This is a genomic window from Prosthecobacter sp., from assembly GCF_044378005.1.
In the GTDB taxonomy this organism is placed as follows: Bacteria; Verrucomicrobiota; Verrucomicrobiia; order Verrucomicrobiales; family Verrucomicrobiaceae; genus Prosthecobacter.
In genome coordinates, this window is record NZ_JBILYB010000055.1 from 1 (window position 1) to 15,087 (window position 15,087).

At 58.8% G+C, this 15,087-nt stretch carries 13 protein-coding genes; 5 read left to right on the forward strand and 8 right to left on the reverse strand.

The features are described 5' to 3' along the window. Positions 1-1,090 (forward strand): Gfo/Idh/MocA family protein (locus tag AC6FTP_RS12455; protein ID WP_497207246.1); only part of this gene is annotated, 1,090 nt, incomplete at its 5' end. Positions 1,091-1,563: 473 nt separating this feature from the next. Here AC6FTP_RS12455 and AC6FTP_RS12460 read toward each other — a convergent pair. Continuing rightward, positions 1,564-2,241: a hypothetical protein gene (locus AC6FTP_RS12460; RefSeq protein ID WP_497207247.1), complete on the reverse strand. Its 678-nt coding sequence runs from the start codon at positions 2,239-2,241 to the stop codon at positions 1,564-1,566. 219 nt (positions 2,242-2,460) lie between these two features. On the opposite strand from AC6FTP_RS12460, the gene AC6FTP_RS12465 reads away from it, so the two are divergent. Continuing rightward, on the forward strand, positions 2,461-2,724 hold the full coding sequence (locus AC6FTP_RS12465) for a Sec-independent protein translocase subunit TatA/TatB (protein WP_497207248.1): 264 nt from the start codon (positions 2,461-2,463) through the stop codon (positions 2,722-2,724). A 19-nt stretch (positions 2,725-2,743) separates the two neighbouring features. Continuing rightward, complete coding sequence (locus tag AC6FTP_RS12470) at positions 2,744-3,664, forward strand: endonuclease/exonuclease/phosphatase family protein (protein ID WP_497207249.1); 921 nt, start codon at positions 2,744-2,746, stop codon at positions 3,662-3,664. 24 nt (positions 3,665-3,688) lie between these two features. On the opposite strand, the gene AC6FTP_RS12475 is transcribed toward AC6FTP_RS12470, so the two are convergent. Next, on the reverse strand, positions 3,689-5,164 hold the full coding sequence (locus AC6FTP_RS12475; protein WP_497207250.1) for a sulfatase: 1,476 nt from the start codon (positions 5,162-5,164) through the stop codon (positions 3,689-3,691). A gap of 221 nt (positions 5,165-5,385) precedes the next feature. Continuing rightward, the gene (locus AC6FTP_RS12480; RefSeq protein ID WP_497207251.1) at positions 5,386-9,921 is read right to left on the reverse strand and encodes a putative Ig domain-containing protein; all 4,536 of its coding nucleotides are present in this window, start codon (positions 9,919-9,921) and stop codon (positions 5,386-5,388) included. A gap of 175 nt (positions 9,922-10,096) precedes the next feature. On the opposite strand from AC6FTP_RS12480, the gene AC6FTP_RS12485 reads away from it, so the two are divergent. Then, positions 10,097-10,822 (forward strand): VC0807 family protein, encoded by a 726-nt coding sequence (locus tag AC6FTP_RS12485; RefSeq protein ID WP_497207252.1) that lies wholly within the window; start codon positions 10,097-10,099, stop codon positions 10,820-10,822. A 15-nt stretch (positions 10,823-10,837) separates the two neighbouring features. Then, positions 10,838-11,293, forward strand: a complete 456-nt coding sequence (locus tag AC6FTP_RS12490; protein WP_497207253.1) for an MOSC domain-containing protein — start codon at positions 10,838-10,840, stop codon at positions 11,291-11,293. Here the strand turns inward: AC6FTP_RS12490 and AC6FTP_RS12495 are convergent. Genes AC6FTP_RS12495 through hemQ form a run of 5 tightly spaced genes read right to left on the reverse strand, consistent with a single transcriptional unit; the run spans position 11,290 to position 14,907 of the window. Then, on the reverse strand, positions 11,290-12,669 hold the full coding sequence (locus AC6FTP_RS12495) for an NAD(+)/NADH kinase (protein WP_497207254.1): 1,380 nt from the start codon (positions 12,667-12,669) through the stop codon (positions 11,290-11,292). The genes AC6FTP_RS12490 and AC6FTP_RS12495 overlap by 4 nt on opposite strands. A gap of 53 nt (positions 12,670-12,722) precedes the next feature. After that, the gene (locus tag AC6FTP_RS12500; protein WP_497207255.1) at positions 12,723-13,508 is read right to left on the reverse strand and encodes a thiazole synthase; all 786 of its coding nucleotides are present in this window, start codon (positions 13,506-13,508) and stop codon (positions 12,723-12,725) included. Between the two features lie 10 nt (positions 13,509-13,518). Further along, positions 13,519-13,830, reverse strand: coding sequence for a type II toxin-antitoxin system RelE/ParE family toxin (locus AC6FTP_RS12505; RefSeq protein ID WP_497207256.1), 312 nt, complete (start codon positions 13,828-13,830; stop codon positions 13,519-13,521). Beyond that, positions 13,812-14,063 carry an addiction module protein gene (locus AC6FTP_RS12510; protein ID WP_497207257.1) on the reverse strand — a complete coding sequence of 84 codons (252 nt, stop codon included), beginning with the start codon at positions 14,061-14,063 and terminating at the stop codon, positions 13,812-13,814. Before AC6FTP_RS12510 ends, AC6FTP_RS12505 begins: the two co-directional genes overlap by 19 nt. A 31-nt stretch (positions 14,064-14,094) precedes the next feature. Next, positions 14,095-14,907 (reverse strand): hydrogen peroxide-dependent heme synthase, encoded by an 813-nt coding sequence (gene hemQ, locus AC6FTP_RS12515; protein ID WP_497207258.1) that lies wholly within the window; start codon positions 14,905-14,907, stop codon positions 14,095-14,097. Positions 14,908-15,087 lie beyond the last annotated feature (180 nt).

A 15,087-nucleotide genomic window follows, 5' to 3' on the forward strand; every position in this document is an offset into this window, starting at 1 on the left:
TCCCGACCACACCCATTATGTGGCCGCCATGCATGCGCTGAAGCACAAGAAACATGTCTGCGTGCAGAAGCCTCTTTGCAATTACATCGGTGAAGTGCGCGACCTCCATAGCACCGCGAAAGCAGCCGGCGTCACCACCCAGATGGGCAATCAGGGACGCACCATGGAAGGCCAGCGCCTCGCCAAGGAATGGATCGAACAGGGTGCCATCGGCACACTGAAGGAAATCCGCCTCTGGACGAACCGCCCGATCTGGCCCCAGGGCCCTCTCGTGAAAAAAGCCGCCGAGTGTCCCCCAGAACTCAACTGGGATCTCTGGCTCTCCAGCGAAGCCAGCGAGCCTTACTTCCAATTCGAGATCCCTGAAGGTGCCAGCGGCAAGCGTGGCAACAGCGTGCATCCCTTCTCCTGGCGTGGTTGGTGGCAGTTCGGCTCTGGCGCTCTTGGTGACATGGGCTGCCACATCATGGACGCTTCCTTCTCCATCCTCGGTCAGCTCATCCCTGAGAAGATCGATGCTGTCTCCAGCCCGATTTCCGACACCTGTGCCCCGACCTGGAGTGACCTCGTGTATCACATGCCTGCCGGCAAGCACCCAGCCATGACCGTGAGCTGGAATGATGGTTCCAAGGACGGCAAGCCGAACAAGCCCGAGATCTCCCCGCACATGACGAGCGAACTCGCCAAGAAGGCCTTCGAGAAGGCCAGCAGCGGCATGATGTTCATCGGCACCGAAGGCACCGTATTCGAAGGCGAAGCCTACTGTGGCAGCCCGGTCATCTACAATGAAGAGCGCTACACCCAGGTGCGCATCGACACGAAGGCCGGCAAGATCAAGAAGACCGAAACCCGCTCCGTGATGCCAAACAACCCGCAGGGCGAGTGGGCTCACCACGTCGTCAACGGCGGCCTGCCAAGCTCGAACTTCGACTACAGCTGCCCGCTGACCGAATTCGTGCTCCTCGGCAACCTCGCTGTCCGCGCTCAGCAGAGCGTGCAGTGGGACAAGCAAGGCATGAAGGTCACCAACGCCGAAGCCCCGAACAAGTTCGTCACCCGCCCCGCTTATCGCGACGGCTGGAAGGCGTAATCGATTTCGGAGCCGCTAAGCTTCACTACTAACGGAAAGGAGGCGGGGGCAACCTCGCCTCCTTTCTGCAATTACCGGATATGAGGCCCGTATCCAGAGGTGAGGCGAAGGCCTGTCTTCAGGCCGTGATGGCACCTTCGTTTGTTCTTGCTCATGAAGACAAAGAAGGCATCGGCAGATCTTACAAGGGTAGGACTTTCTCGCTTCAGCGCATGGCGATTCCCCAGCCATCCACAGCCTCCTCATCCATTACTGGTGTTCACGTCTGCTCGAGTTTCGGCTATGCCTTGTTCAAATCCGTTCCTTCTCTTGGATGCACGGGTGTTCCACGCAGCCACTGCTGCCATCGAGTTCTTGAAACTTCCGAACAACATTCGATAACCGGAATTAGAGCATGAACGCCCTGCCAGCACCCCAAAAAAAGGGCGGCTCAGATGAGCCGCCCAAAGTGGGACTAATGGGGTGGAACCAGTTTACTTGGAACTGGTGTAAACACCCTTGCCTGAGGTCACTGGCTGTGGCGTGTAGCCGGACAGATCAGGCATAGATTTGCGCCAGCTAGCACCAGGCATTGTGTTGTCACGGATGCTGTCATTCAAGCTGCCAACCATGTAAGGCTTCGTGTCACGGACTGTGCAGCGGAGCAGGCCACCGAAGAGCCCCCGTGTGGCACTGTCCCAGACATTGCTGTAGGTTGTCATAGCTCCGCAGACCAAAGTTCCACCAGTGTGCGTTACACGCTCATAGCCATTCATGACGAAGCCGGAATTATCGATGAGTTCATCATGCCCAAGTTCAGCGACCTGATCACCAGCATCATAAACAGTTTCAGCGATTCGTGTCCCTTCCTTGCGGACGACTCTGGCTCCACGACGTGTGGAGCGGACAACGATGTTGGAACCGTCACGAACCTGACGGGTGCCCACTCCGGTGACGAGATCAGCCGAATCTTCGGTGATATCGATCGATGATGTGGCACTCTGATCCACAGCACCCATTGGATAGGAAAGGCCACGGTTAAGATACATTTCGCCATCGCGGCTGGCATCGAGAGATGGGCGCTCAGGGAATTCCGCCAGCTTGGTCGAGGCAGGCTTGGACGTGCAAGAGGCGAGTATGGGGAGGACCGCAAGGGCGAGGTATTTTTTCATAAAAGCGTCGTGAGGATGTCGAATCCGCCTCAGGATGTCAAAACCAAAGTCATCTACCGAAAAGGAATTGTTCACATCAATCAATCCGCAGCCACGCGCTCTCCATGGCTACAAAATGCAGTCACCCTCTTGCCGAACTCTACTTTTATGAGGTTCATTCTATAGAAAGCCCTGCTTGCAACGTTTCACTGATGAACCTACCAATCCCCCCCCCAAGCCATGAACTACCCACAAATTCTCGCCGGTATCGGCCCGCTCGGCACACCTGAACTGGTCATCATCGCCATTTTGGTGCTCATTCTTTTTGGTGCTAAAAAATTGCCCACCTTTGCCCGCAGCCTGGGCAAGAGCATGGGTGAGTTTCGGAAAGCCAAGGATGAATTCGAGCGCGAACTTCACTCCGCCCAAGACGAAGTAGAACGCCCGACCATCCCTCAAACCGTCGAAAAGCGCCAACCCGTGGGCTCCTCCCAGGACATCTGATCTTCACTCTCTTCCCTGGATGAATCTCACGGGACTTCTCAGGCGAGCCATTGGGCTCGCCTTTTTTGTGTTCGCAGCACAAGCCAACGCCCAGACAGCCAAGGCTGAAAGATTCACCTTTTGTGGCTACAACCTCAAAAATTGGCTCAAAATGGATCGCTTCGAAGATGGGACAACCATCCCTGCGACAACAAAACCCGAAGATGAAAAAAGGCGCGTAATCGCCATCCTGAAGGACATCCACCCCGATGTCCTCGGCGTCTGCGAGGTTGGAACTGATGAGGACGTCGCCGATCTTCAGTCCCGCCTCAAATCCGCAGGTGTTGATCTTCCTCACATTGAGCGTGCCCACGGTGGTGACCCAACGCGAAGCTTGGCCCTCCTGTCACGGTTTCCCATCATTGCCAGAAATTCACAGACCCAGCTCAATTACAAAATTGGAGATCGAACCTTCCCATTTCAGCGCGGCATTCTCGATGCCACGGTCGAATTTCATCCGCAGTTGCAGGTGAAGTTTATCGGTGCGCATCTCAAGTCCATGCGTGAAGTACCCGAAGCCGATGAATCTTTGATGCGAAGGAACGAAGCCCATCTTTTGCGCAACCATATCGATAACACTATCTTGAGAAACACCCAGGCGCGCATTCTTTGCTACGGTGACTTCAACGAGCATCGCAATGAGTCGCCCATCTCAGAAATTATCGGAAGCCGCGTCTCGGACGGCTTCATGACAGATCTGACTGTGAGAGATAAAAACGGCCAGGTCTGGACCCACTTCTGGGATGCTGCGGACTCCTATTCGAGATTGGATTACGCCTTTTGCAGCCGTGCTCTGAGACCCTTTATTGATTTGCGACAGTGCCGTATTCACCATGAGCGTGATTTCGAAAAAGCCAGCGATCACCGACCCATCGTCATCACGATCAAGGACCGGCTTTAAGTGATCACCCCAAAAAGGGAGAGATTACCTCTTCTTCGTGCCCTTGGCAGGATTCGCCGCAGAGCGCCCATTGGGTTTGCCTTGGTCAAAGGCTGGATTCTTTGTCGGCATGAGGGCTCCCACGTCTTTTTGCCAGGCTCGAAGCTCGGCGGACATGGCTTTCACCCGCTCAGGTTCGTTGTCGGCGAGGTTCTTGGTTTCACTCAAATCATCACGAAGGTTGTAGAGTTCCTTACGGTCATCTTCAAACCAGTGGATCAGCTTCCAGTCACCTCGACGAATTGCGGCTCCGGGAGCTCCGCCTTGATTGCCATAGTGGGGGTAATGCCAGGCGAGCGCACGCTCAGGGAGATCGCCTTTGCCTTCGAGCAATGGACGCAGACTTGCACCATCAATCTTCGAGGTCGTTTCACCTCCAGCAACGTCCATGAGAGTAGCGAAGTAGTCGGGGCTGCACACCGGGGTATCGATAGTCTGCCCAGCTTTGAGTGCAGCGGGCCAGCGGATGAGCAGAGGCTCACGGATGCCACCTTCGTAGAGCCAGCCTTTGCCGCCACGGAGGGGGAGATTGCTGGTGGGTGAGCCTTCACTGGTGCTAAGACCGCCGTTGTCGGAGGTGAAGATGATCAGCGTGTTCTTCGCGAGATCGAGTTCGTCGAGCTTCGCCAAAATTTTGCCCACGGCGAGGTCCATGGCCTCGACCATCGCAGCATAAACGGCATGTTCCTGCACGAGACGCACGTCACGGAACTCCTCACGGCCCCACTTAGCCTCCAGTCCGAGCCTCTTCTTCTTTGCTTCATACTTCGCGGTGAGATCGGCGCGCGCATTCAGCGGCGTGTGGACATCGTAAAAGGCGTAGCAGGCAAAGAAGGGCTTGGCTTTGTTCGCCTCGATGAACTTGCAGGTCTCCGTGGCGAGACGATCCGGCAGATGCTCGCCGGGTGGGCCGTCGGGCAGGCGTGGATTGGCATAAGGCGTGAAGTATTTACCCGGCCCATACGGACCACCGCGATCCACGCCACCCATGTTGATGTCGTAGCCTTGATTCTCGGGCCAGTGACCTTCGGGGCCGAGGTGCCATTTGCCCGCAAAGAAGGTCGCATAGCCCGCGCTCTTCATCATCTCACCCATCGTCACTTCTTCGTGTGCGAGTCGATCCTGATATGGCGCGGGCAGCAGCACCGTGTTACGCTTCCACTCAGCGGGAGTCTTTGCCGCACCGATGTAATCCGTCACGCCCGTGCGTTGCGGCCAACGTCCCGTCTGCACCGCCGCACGTGTCGGAGAGCATACAGGGCAGGCAGCGTAACCATTGGTGAAAAGAGCGCCCTCTTTGGCGAGGCGGTCGAGATTCGGCGTCTCGTAAAAGGTGCTGCCATAACAGCCGAGATCCTGCCGCCCGAGATCATCCGCGAGCAGGAAGATGACATTCGGCTGGGCAGCATAAGCAGCCTGCAGCAGGGCCAGGGAGGAAAGAAAGAAAAGGGCGCGAAACATGGGCACTGGAAACGATGCGTTGGCTCGTCGCCTTGCCAGCCAATGAAAACGAATCCCGTCGCCCCCACCCCCAAACGCAAAGGCAGCCTGCGAATGGCCGACATCCCGCGCGAGGTCATCGGCGAGCTGGGGCTGTGATGCTCGTGGAATCGCTCGCCAGCCAGCGTGGCTCCCGACGCTGGCGCGGAAACCATTCGCCTGATGGTGGAGGCCCCAGCAGCTCAAGGGGTAAGCGCCGGCTTGAGTTCCATCGGCCCGGAACGGATCGGGGTTTTGTTCGCCGGAGCCTCGGAGATCGGATACTCAGGGAGATTCACATGCCCCATCACTTTGTTGATGTCAGGATGTGGAATGAACAGGCCGGAAAAAGGCCCGCTGCTGGTGAGTCGGCGGTTCTGCCCGGGCGGGCTGTCCAGATCAGGAGTGCTCACGGTCACCGTGCCTGACACGCGACCGGAGGCAGGTGTGACCGTGATGCTAAACTTCGGCTCTGTGGCCCCAAACACCGGCAGCTTCACCGCCCCCGTGGGAGACAGATCGAAGATGAAGTTACGGTCCAAGAGGTCTGCTTCAGCGACACTCAAGCTCAGTCTGGCATTGGCCGCGGAGTTCGCGAAGCCCGGCCACATCATCCCCTTGGCCGGAGCCACGTAGGGAGCGCCCAGCAACCGGAAAGGACCGGCGATACTACTGCGCGCCGTGTCACTCGTGAACAATCCATCCGAGCCCTCGATCTTACCGTCCGGCTTCAGCAACGCCGCCGGTGCCAGCAGACGCCTGGCAGCCTGGTAAGAGTAAAGGGCCACCCCCAAAGCTGGCGACCAGGAATCACTGCCGGCATCGTAGGCAGGCATGCTGACCACACGCTGGCTGGAGGTAAAGGTCTGGCCGTCCGTCAAAGTTCCCGCCCAGGTGCCCGCACCGGCCGTGGAAATCCGCAATGTAGCAAAACCAGACCCCATGTAATAATACGGCCACTGCGGCTCCGGCTTCAGCAAGCCGACATTCAATGGACCCCGAGGCCCCGTGTAAGGCAGGCGTGAAGAAACAAGACAGCGGAAGAGCTTCCCTCGGTTTCCCTGCTCCGGCGGCAGGCCGCTGAAGGCTGCATTCCAGAACGACACCGGCATGATTCCAGGCACCGAATAAGTCAGTCCCAGCGGGGGGAAGCCTTCCGGCAGCTTCGTTCCAGGAGGTGACAGAGTGACCGGGGCGATGGTCAAATCCCCTTCTGCGTTTAGAGCGGGAGCCAGTTTGCCATTGAAGGGGAATTTTTTTCCGCCGACGTTCACACTGCCACTGAACTTGCCCGTTGGCAGGATATCCAGGAGGACCAGGCAATCATTGGTCACGCCTTCAAAGCTGCCCGTCATCTCCATCGGCAGCGGGCGGATCATCCACTGCACCGTCTGTGTCTCCGTGGCGGCAGGAAACGTGCACCTGGCCGTGATCTTCACCTCATAGGGCTCCACGATGCCCTTCACGACTCTCGCTGCCGTGGGTGTGCCGGTCAGGCGGCCCGTCTTGCCATTCAGCACAATGCCGGGTGGCAGACCCGTGGCGCTGAAGGTGACCTGATGCTCATGCGGCTCGAACTCGGGCGCGGTGATGGGATCAAAGCGCGGCAGATCCGCCGTGACAGGACTTCCCACTAAAGCGACGGGCAGTCTGATGCGGCCAGGCCAGCGTGAAGGCGTAGCATAAAGAGAATCATCCAGGAGATACCGACGCTTCAGAGTCTGGCCGTTGGGTGTGATGAAGGTAAGATCACAGATGATGTTGTCATCAGGCAGAGGAAAGACGGCCTTTTCTGTACGCAGTCTGGAGGTCGTCATACCTGAATAACTGGCCGGCCAGGGCTGGTTCCCAGAGTTGCTCCAGAGAAAACCCAGCGTGCCGCCCGGCGGCTTGCCGTGCGGGATGTTCCATTCGAACGGCTTGCCCTCCACGATGAACCCAAAAGGCTCTGGAGCAAAGACCGCGATGTGAGACACCGGCGTGTGAGTTGTCTGCCCCTGCGCATTCGTCGCGCTGAAACTGTAACTGCCCGCATCGGACGGCTTCATTTTACTGAAGGCGAGGCTCGTCCCCGTGGCTCCAGCAATGCGCACACCGTTTTTCCACCACTGATATTTCATCGGCAGGCTGCCGGAAACCACATGCACCCCGAATGAGCGTGCCCAGCTCAGAGGTTCATAACTTGTGAGTTTGTTCCCATTGATGATCTGGGAAGGCAGCAGCCCGACAATGACCGGAGGCCCTCCGGCCTGGACGAGTCCGCTCAGCGGGATCCACTGCGGCCCGACCTCGAACTCAATCTTCAACCAGGCGAAGTGCACTCCCGTGGTCACAGGTTGAAAGCGGATCACCCGGGAAACCTTTTGGTTAAACAGCAGTTTGCCAATGCTTGCGGGCTCCAGGGAGAAAGATCCTGCCTGGGCTCCGACAATGCTGAACTCGACATTCGAATACACTAGATCTTCCCCATGGTAGAGAGCGCTGGCGATGTTCTGGATGGACAAGGTGCGGCTCAGGTTGACGCCTGGGTTCGTCACCCCGAAATCCACCCCCGCTTCCGCGCTCAGCCTCCTGGTGCCCTCCTTGACGGACAGTGAATAAGGCCTGTCCTCCGCGGCATCGTTCCCACGCGAGCCCTGCACCTGAGCGGCGTGCACAGGCTTGACGGGATCATCACAAGCGATGCGAAACACTGCTGCGTGCGCTCCCCTGGCTGACGTGGCCGCGCCGTAAACCACCTGCACCACCTGAGTTTGTGCCGGGCCCAGAACGAATGGCTGGGCCGGGGCATTCAGCGAAAAGAAGTCCCGCTGCGGTCCCACCAGCATGATGGATGAGACATTCAAATCCTTCCGGCCTTCATTGCGCAGCGTGAAGGTGATGCTGCGCGTCTCGTCCTCGTAGCTCATGACCGGCATCCCGTAAGCGGGTGTGCCTTCCTGCAGTTCATCGTTTCGAACGATGGGCGAGGGATCGACCTCGGCGGCGCTGGACTCCAAAACCAGCCGCGGTGTCGGCGCGGCTTCCGTCAGCGGTGCTTCCAGGGACAGGGACCACTGGAAGACAAAGTCGTAGCTTTCGTAATCCCACCCCACGCCATGCAAAGTCAGGCCATCGGCGCTGATCCCCGCCCCGCGCAAGCGCCGGGCGCCAATCTGCAGAGCATAATCATCACGCATGATGTCTTCGACAAAGCGCATCGTTCCCGCAGTGCCCCAGACGGCGGCCTTCTCGTGGTCATCAGAAAAGGTCTTCAGGCCGGCACAGGTCCCGTCGTTCGCCACGGACCACACCACGGACCCTTCCGAATCTTCCAGAAGCACGGACGTGACCTCTTCTCCATGCTGCTCATAGCGCCAGCGGCCTTCGACTCGAAATACACCGTTGGGCGACGTCACGGGCGAACCTGTGCCCACGCTGGGAGGCGTATTATCGTTCAGGGTCAGGGCCGCACCCTGTCCCAGCACCCTCACAGCCACTCGCGCTACCGCGCTGTTCACCAGGCCTGCGGGATTGTAAACTTTCACCAGATAGTCATCCGCCTCGCTGAGCGTCACTGAGGAAAGCGTCAGTGACGCAGTGTCCGTCCCGGAAATGGCACTACCTTCCTTGACCTGTTCCCAAAACCCTTCCGACCCACGATACCACGCAAAGCTGGTGTTGGGCGCTTCAGCCACAGTCACGCTCAAGGTCACGGACCCACCTTGGTGCAACAGCGTGAAGGGAGCTGGCTGCGCGGTGATCTGTGGCAGGCCAGAGGGCTTCGAAGACAAACCGCGCTGCGCACTGCCGGCGAGCCACAGTCCTTGGCAACCGATCAACCATGTCGTCAAGGCTTCCAGGGATGGCACGCTGCTGGCTTCTGTCCAACCCAGCCCGTCCGTGCTGTGCCAGATGCTGCCAGGGCCATAGTAATGCATGAAGGCCACAAAGCGCGTGCCGTCATGCGCCAGTTTGTAGGAGGACTCCGCCAGCACCGGCGAAAAGGTCATGCCATCCACACTGCGGAAGAGGCCCGTCTCACTGGCAATCACATACACGCCTGAGCCAAAACACACCTGCTGCCCGATGCCGAGTCCCGCGACATTCACCCGTGTGACCGAGCTGAAATTTTCTGAGAAGCGCAGGAAGCGTCCCGCGCGGTTGATGCCCACCAGCCACGAGCCCGTGCCCGGCGTGCCTCCAGACTGGTAAAGGATGTCCAGCATGTCCTCCGTCTGGCCGCCCAGCGCGGCTGCTGAGAAACGGTGACGCGTCCAGGTGATGCCATCCAGGCTGGTGAGGATGTCATTGCGGTCTCCTGCTGCATTTTGCCCGTCGGCAAAACGCTCACCGATGGCGACGAACCGCCCGTTGATGAAACGCACACGCTTCAGATCACACGCAGTGCCGGAGGATTGGTAGTCCCAAGGGCGCACGTCCATGTAATGGGCTGGCTGATTGGCGATCGCCCGGGAGAGTATCTTCCCCTCACGCCCCACCACCACGATGCGCCCGGCGCCCATGGCCACCGAGGCAGGCTGGATCGGGCGCAGCCATTCACCATGATAAGGATCTGCACCGGCTGGTGCATCTCCGTCCCAAAAGCGGCTCCAGAAGAGCCTCGGCTGTGCACCTTTCGAAAGCAGCAGCACGCTTTCCTGCCCGAGACAGGCATCCACGATGCTGGCCTCCTCCCAGACGGACGGAGCTGGATCATAAAGCTGCCAGACGTCATGGCCCCGGGCGGAGACGGCCAAAAGACACAACAACAGAGACCTCAAAGTAAGCGACATACGAAAATGATCGGCTCGGGGACACCCCAAGAAAGATCTTGGACGGTGCCGGAAGAAATAGGTTCCATCAATAGGGATATGCCGAATCATCCATCCCCCACTTGCGTGGTGATTGCCCCTGCGGATCAATGGGTCGCCCATGTCCAAGCCTGCCAACGAACAACCCCATCCACTCGCCGACCTTCTCCTCACAGTAATCCTGCCATCCATCGTGCTGGAATCGATGAGCAAGCCGGAGCGACTCGGCCCAGCTTGGGCCTTGGTCGTGGCGCTCATCATGCCGATTGGCTTTGGCGTGTATTGCTTCGTGAAGAAGCGTGGGCTGAACTTCTTCTCCATCCTCGGTTTCGTGGCGGTGATCGTTACGGGCGGGCTCGGGCTGCTGAATCTCAGCGCAGGCTGGTTTGCGGCAAAGGAGGCGGCTTTTCCCGTCTTCCTCGGGCTGGCTTTTCCGCTGAGCTTTTATTGGAAAAAGCCGCTGGTGAATGAACTGCTGCTCAACCCTCAGGTGATCAATCATCCGGTTCTGAATGCCGCGCTCGACTTGGGTGAAAAACAGTCCGCATTTCAAGCCCTGCTAAAGCGTGCCTCCTGGGCTCTGGCTGGCACGATGTTTCTCTCCGCCATCGCGAATGCCTGGATGATCCTCCTTTTCCTCAAAGGCAAAACGCCTGGCACAGAAGAATACATCAAAGCCATCGGACGGCAGAACTGGGTGGGCTTTCTCGTCATCGGCGTGCCCATGATGGCGGCTTTGATGCTACTGATGTTCTGGGTGCTTGGTCGCATTCAAAAGCTCACCGGACTGGATCGTGCCGACCTCATGAGTCCTGGACAGACCGTGCGGCGTAACGTCGGTGAGTGACCCCAACCTACTTCCATGAAGCTGCTGCACCTCTACATCTCACCGGAACACAACTTCTACGGACACCACGGCCTGCCTGCGGGTGAGGCTCCGATGATCGAAACTGACTCGGTGGAGTGCGTGGCCGGCAAGGGGCTCATTGGAGATCGTTTTTTTGGCTACAAAGAGGACTACAAAGGCCAGGTGACCTTCTTTGCTCACGAAGTGTATGAGCGGATGTGCGAGCAATTTCAGCTTGTCGGCGTGCCTCCTTCGGCCTTTCGCCGGAATCTCATTACCAAGGGCGTGGACCTGAATACACTCATCGGTCAGGAGTTTGAAATCCAGGGTATTCGCTTCCTTGGCACGCAGGAAAGCGCGCCTTGCCATTGGATGAATCAAGCCTTTGCCGAGGGCGCGGAAGAAGCGCTGAAAGGCTATGGCGGCCTGCGCGCAAAGATTCTCAGCGATGGCGTGCTCAGAAAAGACTAGCTCGCCGTCTGAAACTGAATCGCGGCGATCTTGTCCGCCATGTCATGGCTGGCGCAAAAGGCGAGCTCCGCAGCGGCAGCTCGACTGATGCGGGCGCGGAAGGCGACGACTTCGCCCATGCTGTGTCCATCGACGAAGGCCTCCACGGGGCGGTGCTCAGGAGAGAGGTTGCGGATCTCGACGGTGCTGTCCGTGCTCATCAGCGCGCTGCGCCAGTGGGCGGGCTCCATGACGTTCGAACCGACGAGCAGCCACGCCGGAGTATCCGCCAGCAAAGGACTCGCGCCCATGCTGCGGGCATAAGCGGTAGAACCAGCCGCAGTGGCGACGAGAGCTCCATCACTCACAAGCTTCGGGATGCGCTGCACGCCATTCACGCTGACTTCCAGCCATGCGCTTTGGCTTGTACTGCGCTCCAGCCACGCATCGTTGAATCCATAGGCTGTCTGAACTTTGCCATCAGCACTCTCAAACTCCAGATAGAGCATCGGAAGCTGGCGCAGGATGACATCGCTCGGTGGGAAAGGACAGCCGAAGACCTGCTCGGGCGCATTCATGAGGAAGCCGAGATGGCCTGCATTGATGCCGAAGAACGGCAGCCGAGTGCGCCAGTGCTCGCGGATGCTGCGGAGCATCGCGCCATCACCACCGAGCACGGCGATGAAACGTGCTTCATCCTCGCTCACGCCCTGGCCGATGTCTTCCGCCCAGGCACGAGCTTTGGGATTGGCCGTGTCGGCTTGGAGAAGAAAGGGAGCGTCATGCAGGCTGGCATGCGCGAGCGTGCCGGGGATCGGCGCACGATAAAGTCCGTAACGTTCGATGTAATCCCGCACGCGTGGAGCGACGAGGTCGTCGATGTCATCACCGCGTCCGAGTCGATCACGAATCTCCGTGCTGGAGCCAGGGACATCGAGCGGGATGAGCTTCGAATGCGGCGGGAGATCATTGGCGTCGATATCGTGCCCCGGACGCTGGAGCACGGCAAAGCGCGCATTTTGCCAAAGCTCGGCTCCTTTAGCCCAACTCGTCTGGATGGGCGATGCCCCACGCGAGCCGCCCGCGATGAGATCGGTGCCAACGACGTGCCAGACCTCGCCCATGGGCGCGAATCGCTCCTGAAGCTCCCAGTTCCGCGTGAAGGTGGCCTGCTCGAGATCGAAGAGGTCCACGATCACCTTGGGCATCCCGCCAAACGCGAGATCGGCGAGCGCGGCGCGATAGATCGCCGGGATGATGCCGGTGATGGCTTTGTCGGGTCGCGGTCCGCAGGGGATCACGCGGACCTCATCAAATTCACGCGCCAGCACATCCGCGATGGCACGGTGATGGAGTCCGGGCGGATTAAAACTGCCTCCGAAGATGGCGATTCGCATGATGGCGGATTCTGGCGGAGACGAGGCGCGGCGGCAAACGGAATGACGACCCTCTAGGATTGATAAAGGAAAGTCGTCAGCGGGCTTGTGGCGATGGCTTCTTCGGAGGAATCGGCGATGCCCATCTCGTAGGCGGCACGGCCTGCTTCGACGGCCATCTTGAAGGCGATGCCCATGCGCGGGGGATCACTGGCGATGGCGATGGCGGTGTTCACGAGGACGGCGTCGGCTCCCATTTCGAGGGCCTCGGCAGCATGGCTCGGCACGCCGATGCCGGCATCGACGACGACAGGCACGGTGGCCTGGGTGATGATGATCTCGATCTGCTTCCTCGTGGTGATGCCCTGATGTGAGCCGATGGGCGAGCCAAGCGGCATGACGGTGGCGGTGCCGACATCTTGGAGACGCCGCGCCAGCACGGGATCAGCGTTGATGTAGGGCAGCACGATGAAGCCCTCTTTCACGAGGATCTCAGCGGCTTTCAATGTCTCGATGGGGTCCGGCAGGAGGTAGCGAGGATCAGGGTGGATCTCCAGCTTCACCCAGTTCGGCAAACCAGCGGCGACGGCTAGACGCGCGAGTCGCACGGCCTCCTCGGCATTCATCGCGCCGCTGGTGTTGGGCAGCAGCAGGACGCTTTTCGGGATGAAGTCGAGGATGTTGGCGAAGGGATCGCCCTTGCCCGTGAGGTCGGCACGACGCAGCGCCACGGTGACGATCTCCGTGCCGGAGGCGATGATGGCCTCGCGCATGAGTTCGCCGGAGGCAAACTTGCCGGTGCCGAGCATGAGCCGGGACTGAAAGGTGCGGTCAGCGATGGTGAGTGAGGAATTGGTCATGTGGAAAGCGCTAAAGGCGTTGTCCTAAAAGGCTGCGGTTAAATTCAGGGGCTCGGCGACCATCAATGATAGCGGCCACCGTCACGACATCATCATTCAGGCGATAGAACATCGTATAATAAGGAAAGCGTCCAGGAATCACCCATTGGTAAACTCCTCCATGAAAGCGATGAAGACCTGCGATCTCACCAAGAGTGAAAGATTGCTGCTTGAGAAACTCATACACTTCCGAGCCCAGGCCTGGCTCCTGTGCTTCATAAAATTCAGCAGCCTCGTCGATGTCTGACAAAGCACCGGGCAGGATCACAACTTTCTTGCCCATTTGTGGTCGAGTTCATTGAAAGCTTCTTCGATGGGGATGGCCTTATCCAAGCCTGCATCTAGACGACTCAGGCGATCTTCGACGATGTCCATCTGCCACTGAGGAAACTCTTCCTCCGAATGCATCCCGCCCCGCACCCGCTCCACCAGCACCTCCTTCTCCTCGCGGCTGAGGCAGGAGATGGCGGCCATCAGGGCGTCGATGACGGGAGTGGAGGTGAGGGTCGCGCTCATGGCGGGAGAGTATTCAGTTTGGCCGATCTGATCAAGTCAACTGTACGCGCTGGAGGAGTTCGTCGATGCTCATCTGGAGGCCGATGTAGAAGTCGCCGAACTCGCCATACTGGGTGGTCACTTCATCCCAGCGCATCTCATAGACGATGCTCTTTATCTGGAAGATGTCGTGGGCGAAGAGGGTCACGCCCCACTCGTGGCTGTCGAGACCGGTGGAACCGGTGATGAGCTGGCGCACTTTGCCAGAATACTTGCGACCAGTTCGGGCGTGGCCCTGCATGAGTTCGCGGCGTTTGGCGAAGTCGTTGGCATACCAGTTGGCACCCACGTTGCGGCGCTTGCTCATGGGGTAAAAGCACATGACCTGCCAGTCCGGCATGTTCGGGTAGAGGCGGTCGCTGAAGTACTTGTCCATGTGCCCCTTCCACTCGGCCATACGGGTGGTGTGGGCTTCGGAACCGGCTTCGAGGTTCTCGGTGCGGGCGATGCGCTCGGAGGCTTCTTCTTCCTTCTCGCTGTATTCGGTCCACTCAGTCATCGAGAGGTAGCTGTAGGTCGCGTTCAGCACATCGGCACCAAGCGCGAGATTGAGCTGCTTTTCAAAGCGGTTCGCGTCCTGGAGATCAGGTGTCAGGAGCATGAAGGCCACATCCGACTTCGGGCTGACCATGCTGAAGGTCAGGAGCTGGGTCTTCGGATGGCTGCGGATGCTCTGCACCGTGCTGTTCAGGTTGGCGATTCGCTCCTCCTTCTCTTCTGGCGTCAGCGCGGCCCAGAAGCCGTGGTCGAGATTATAAAACAGGTGCTGAACGATCCAGCCTTCTTGGGGGATGATGGGGGACATGAGGGTTATCAGGGGTTGGGGGAAAGCTAAGCGCAGCGTGGCGCGCTCCTTTATCAACCACGGCAATCGGCAGCTAACAACCACCAACCCAGGGCAAAATTCGGGTTCTTTATCGTCAGATTGATTTTGCTGATCATAATCCGTTGAGACATAGACATGAAGGAAGTGTAACGTATTTCC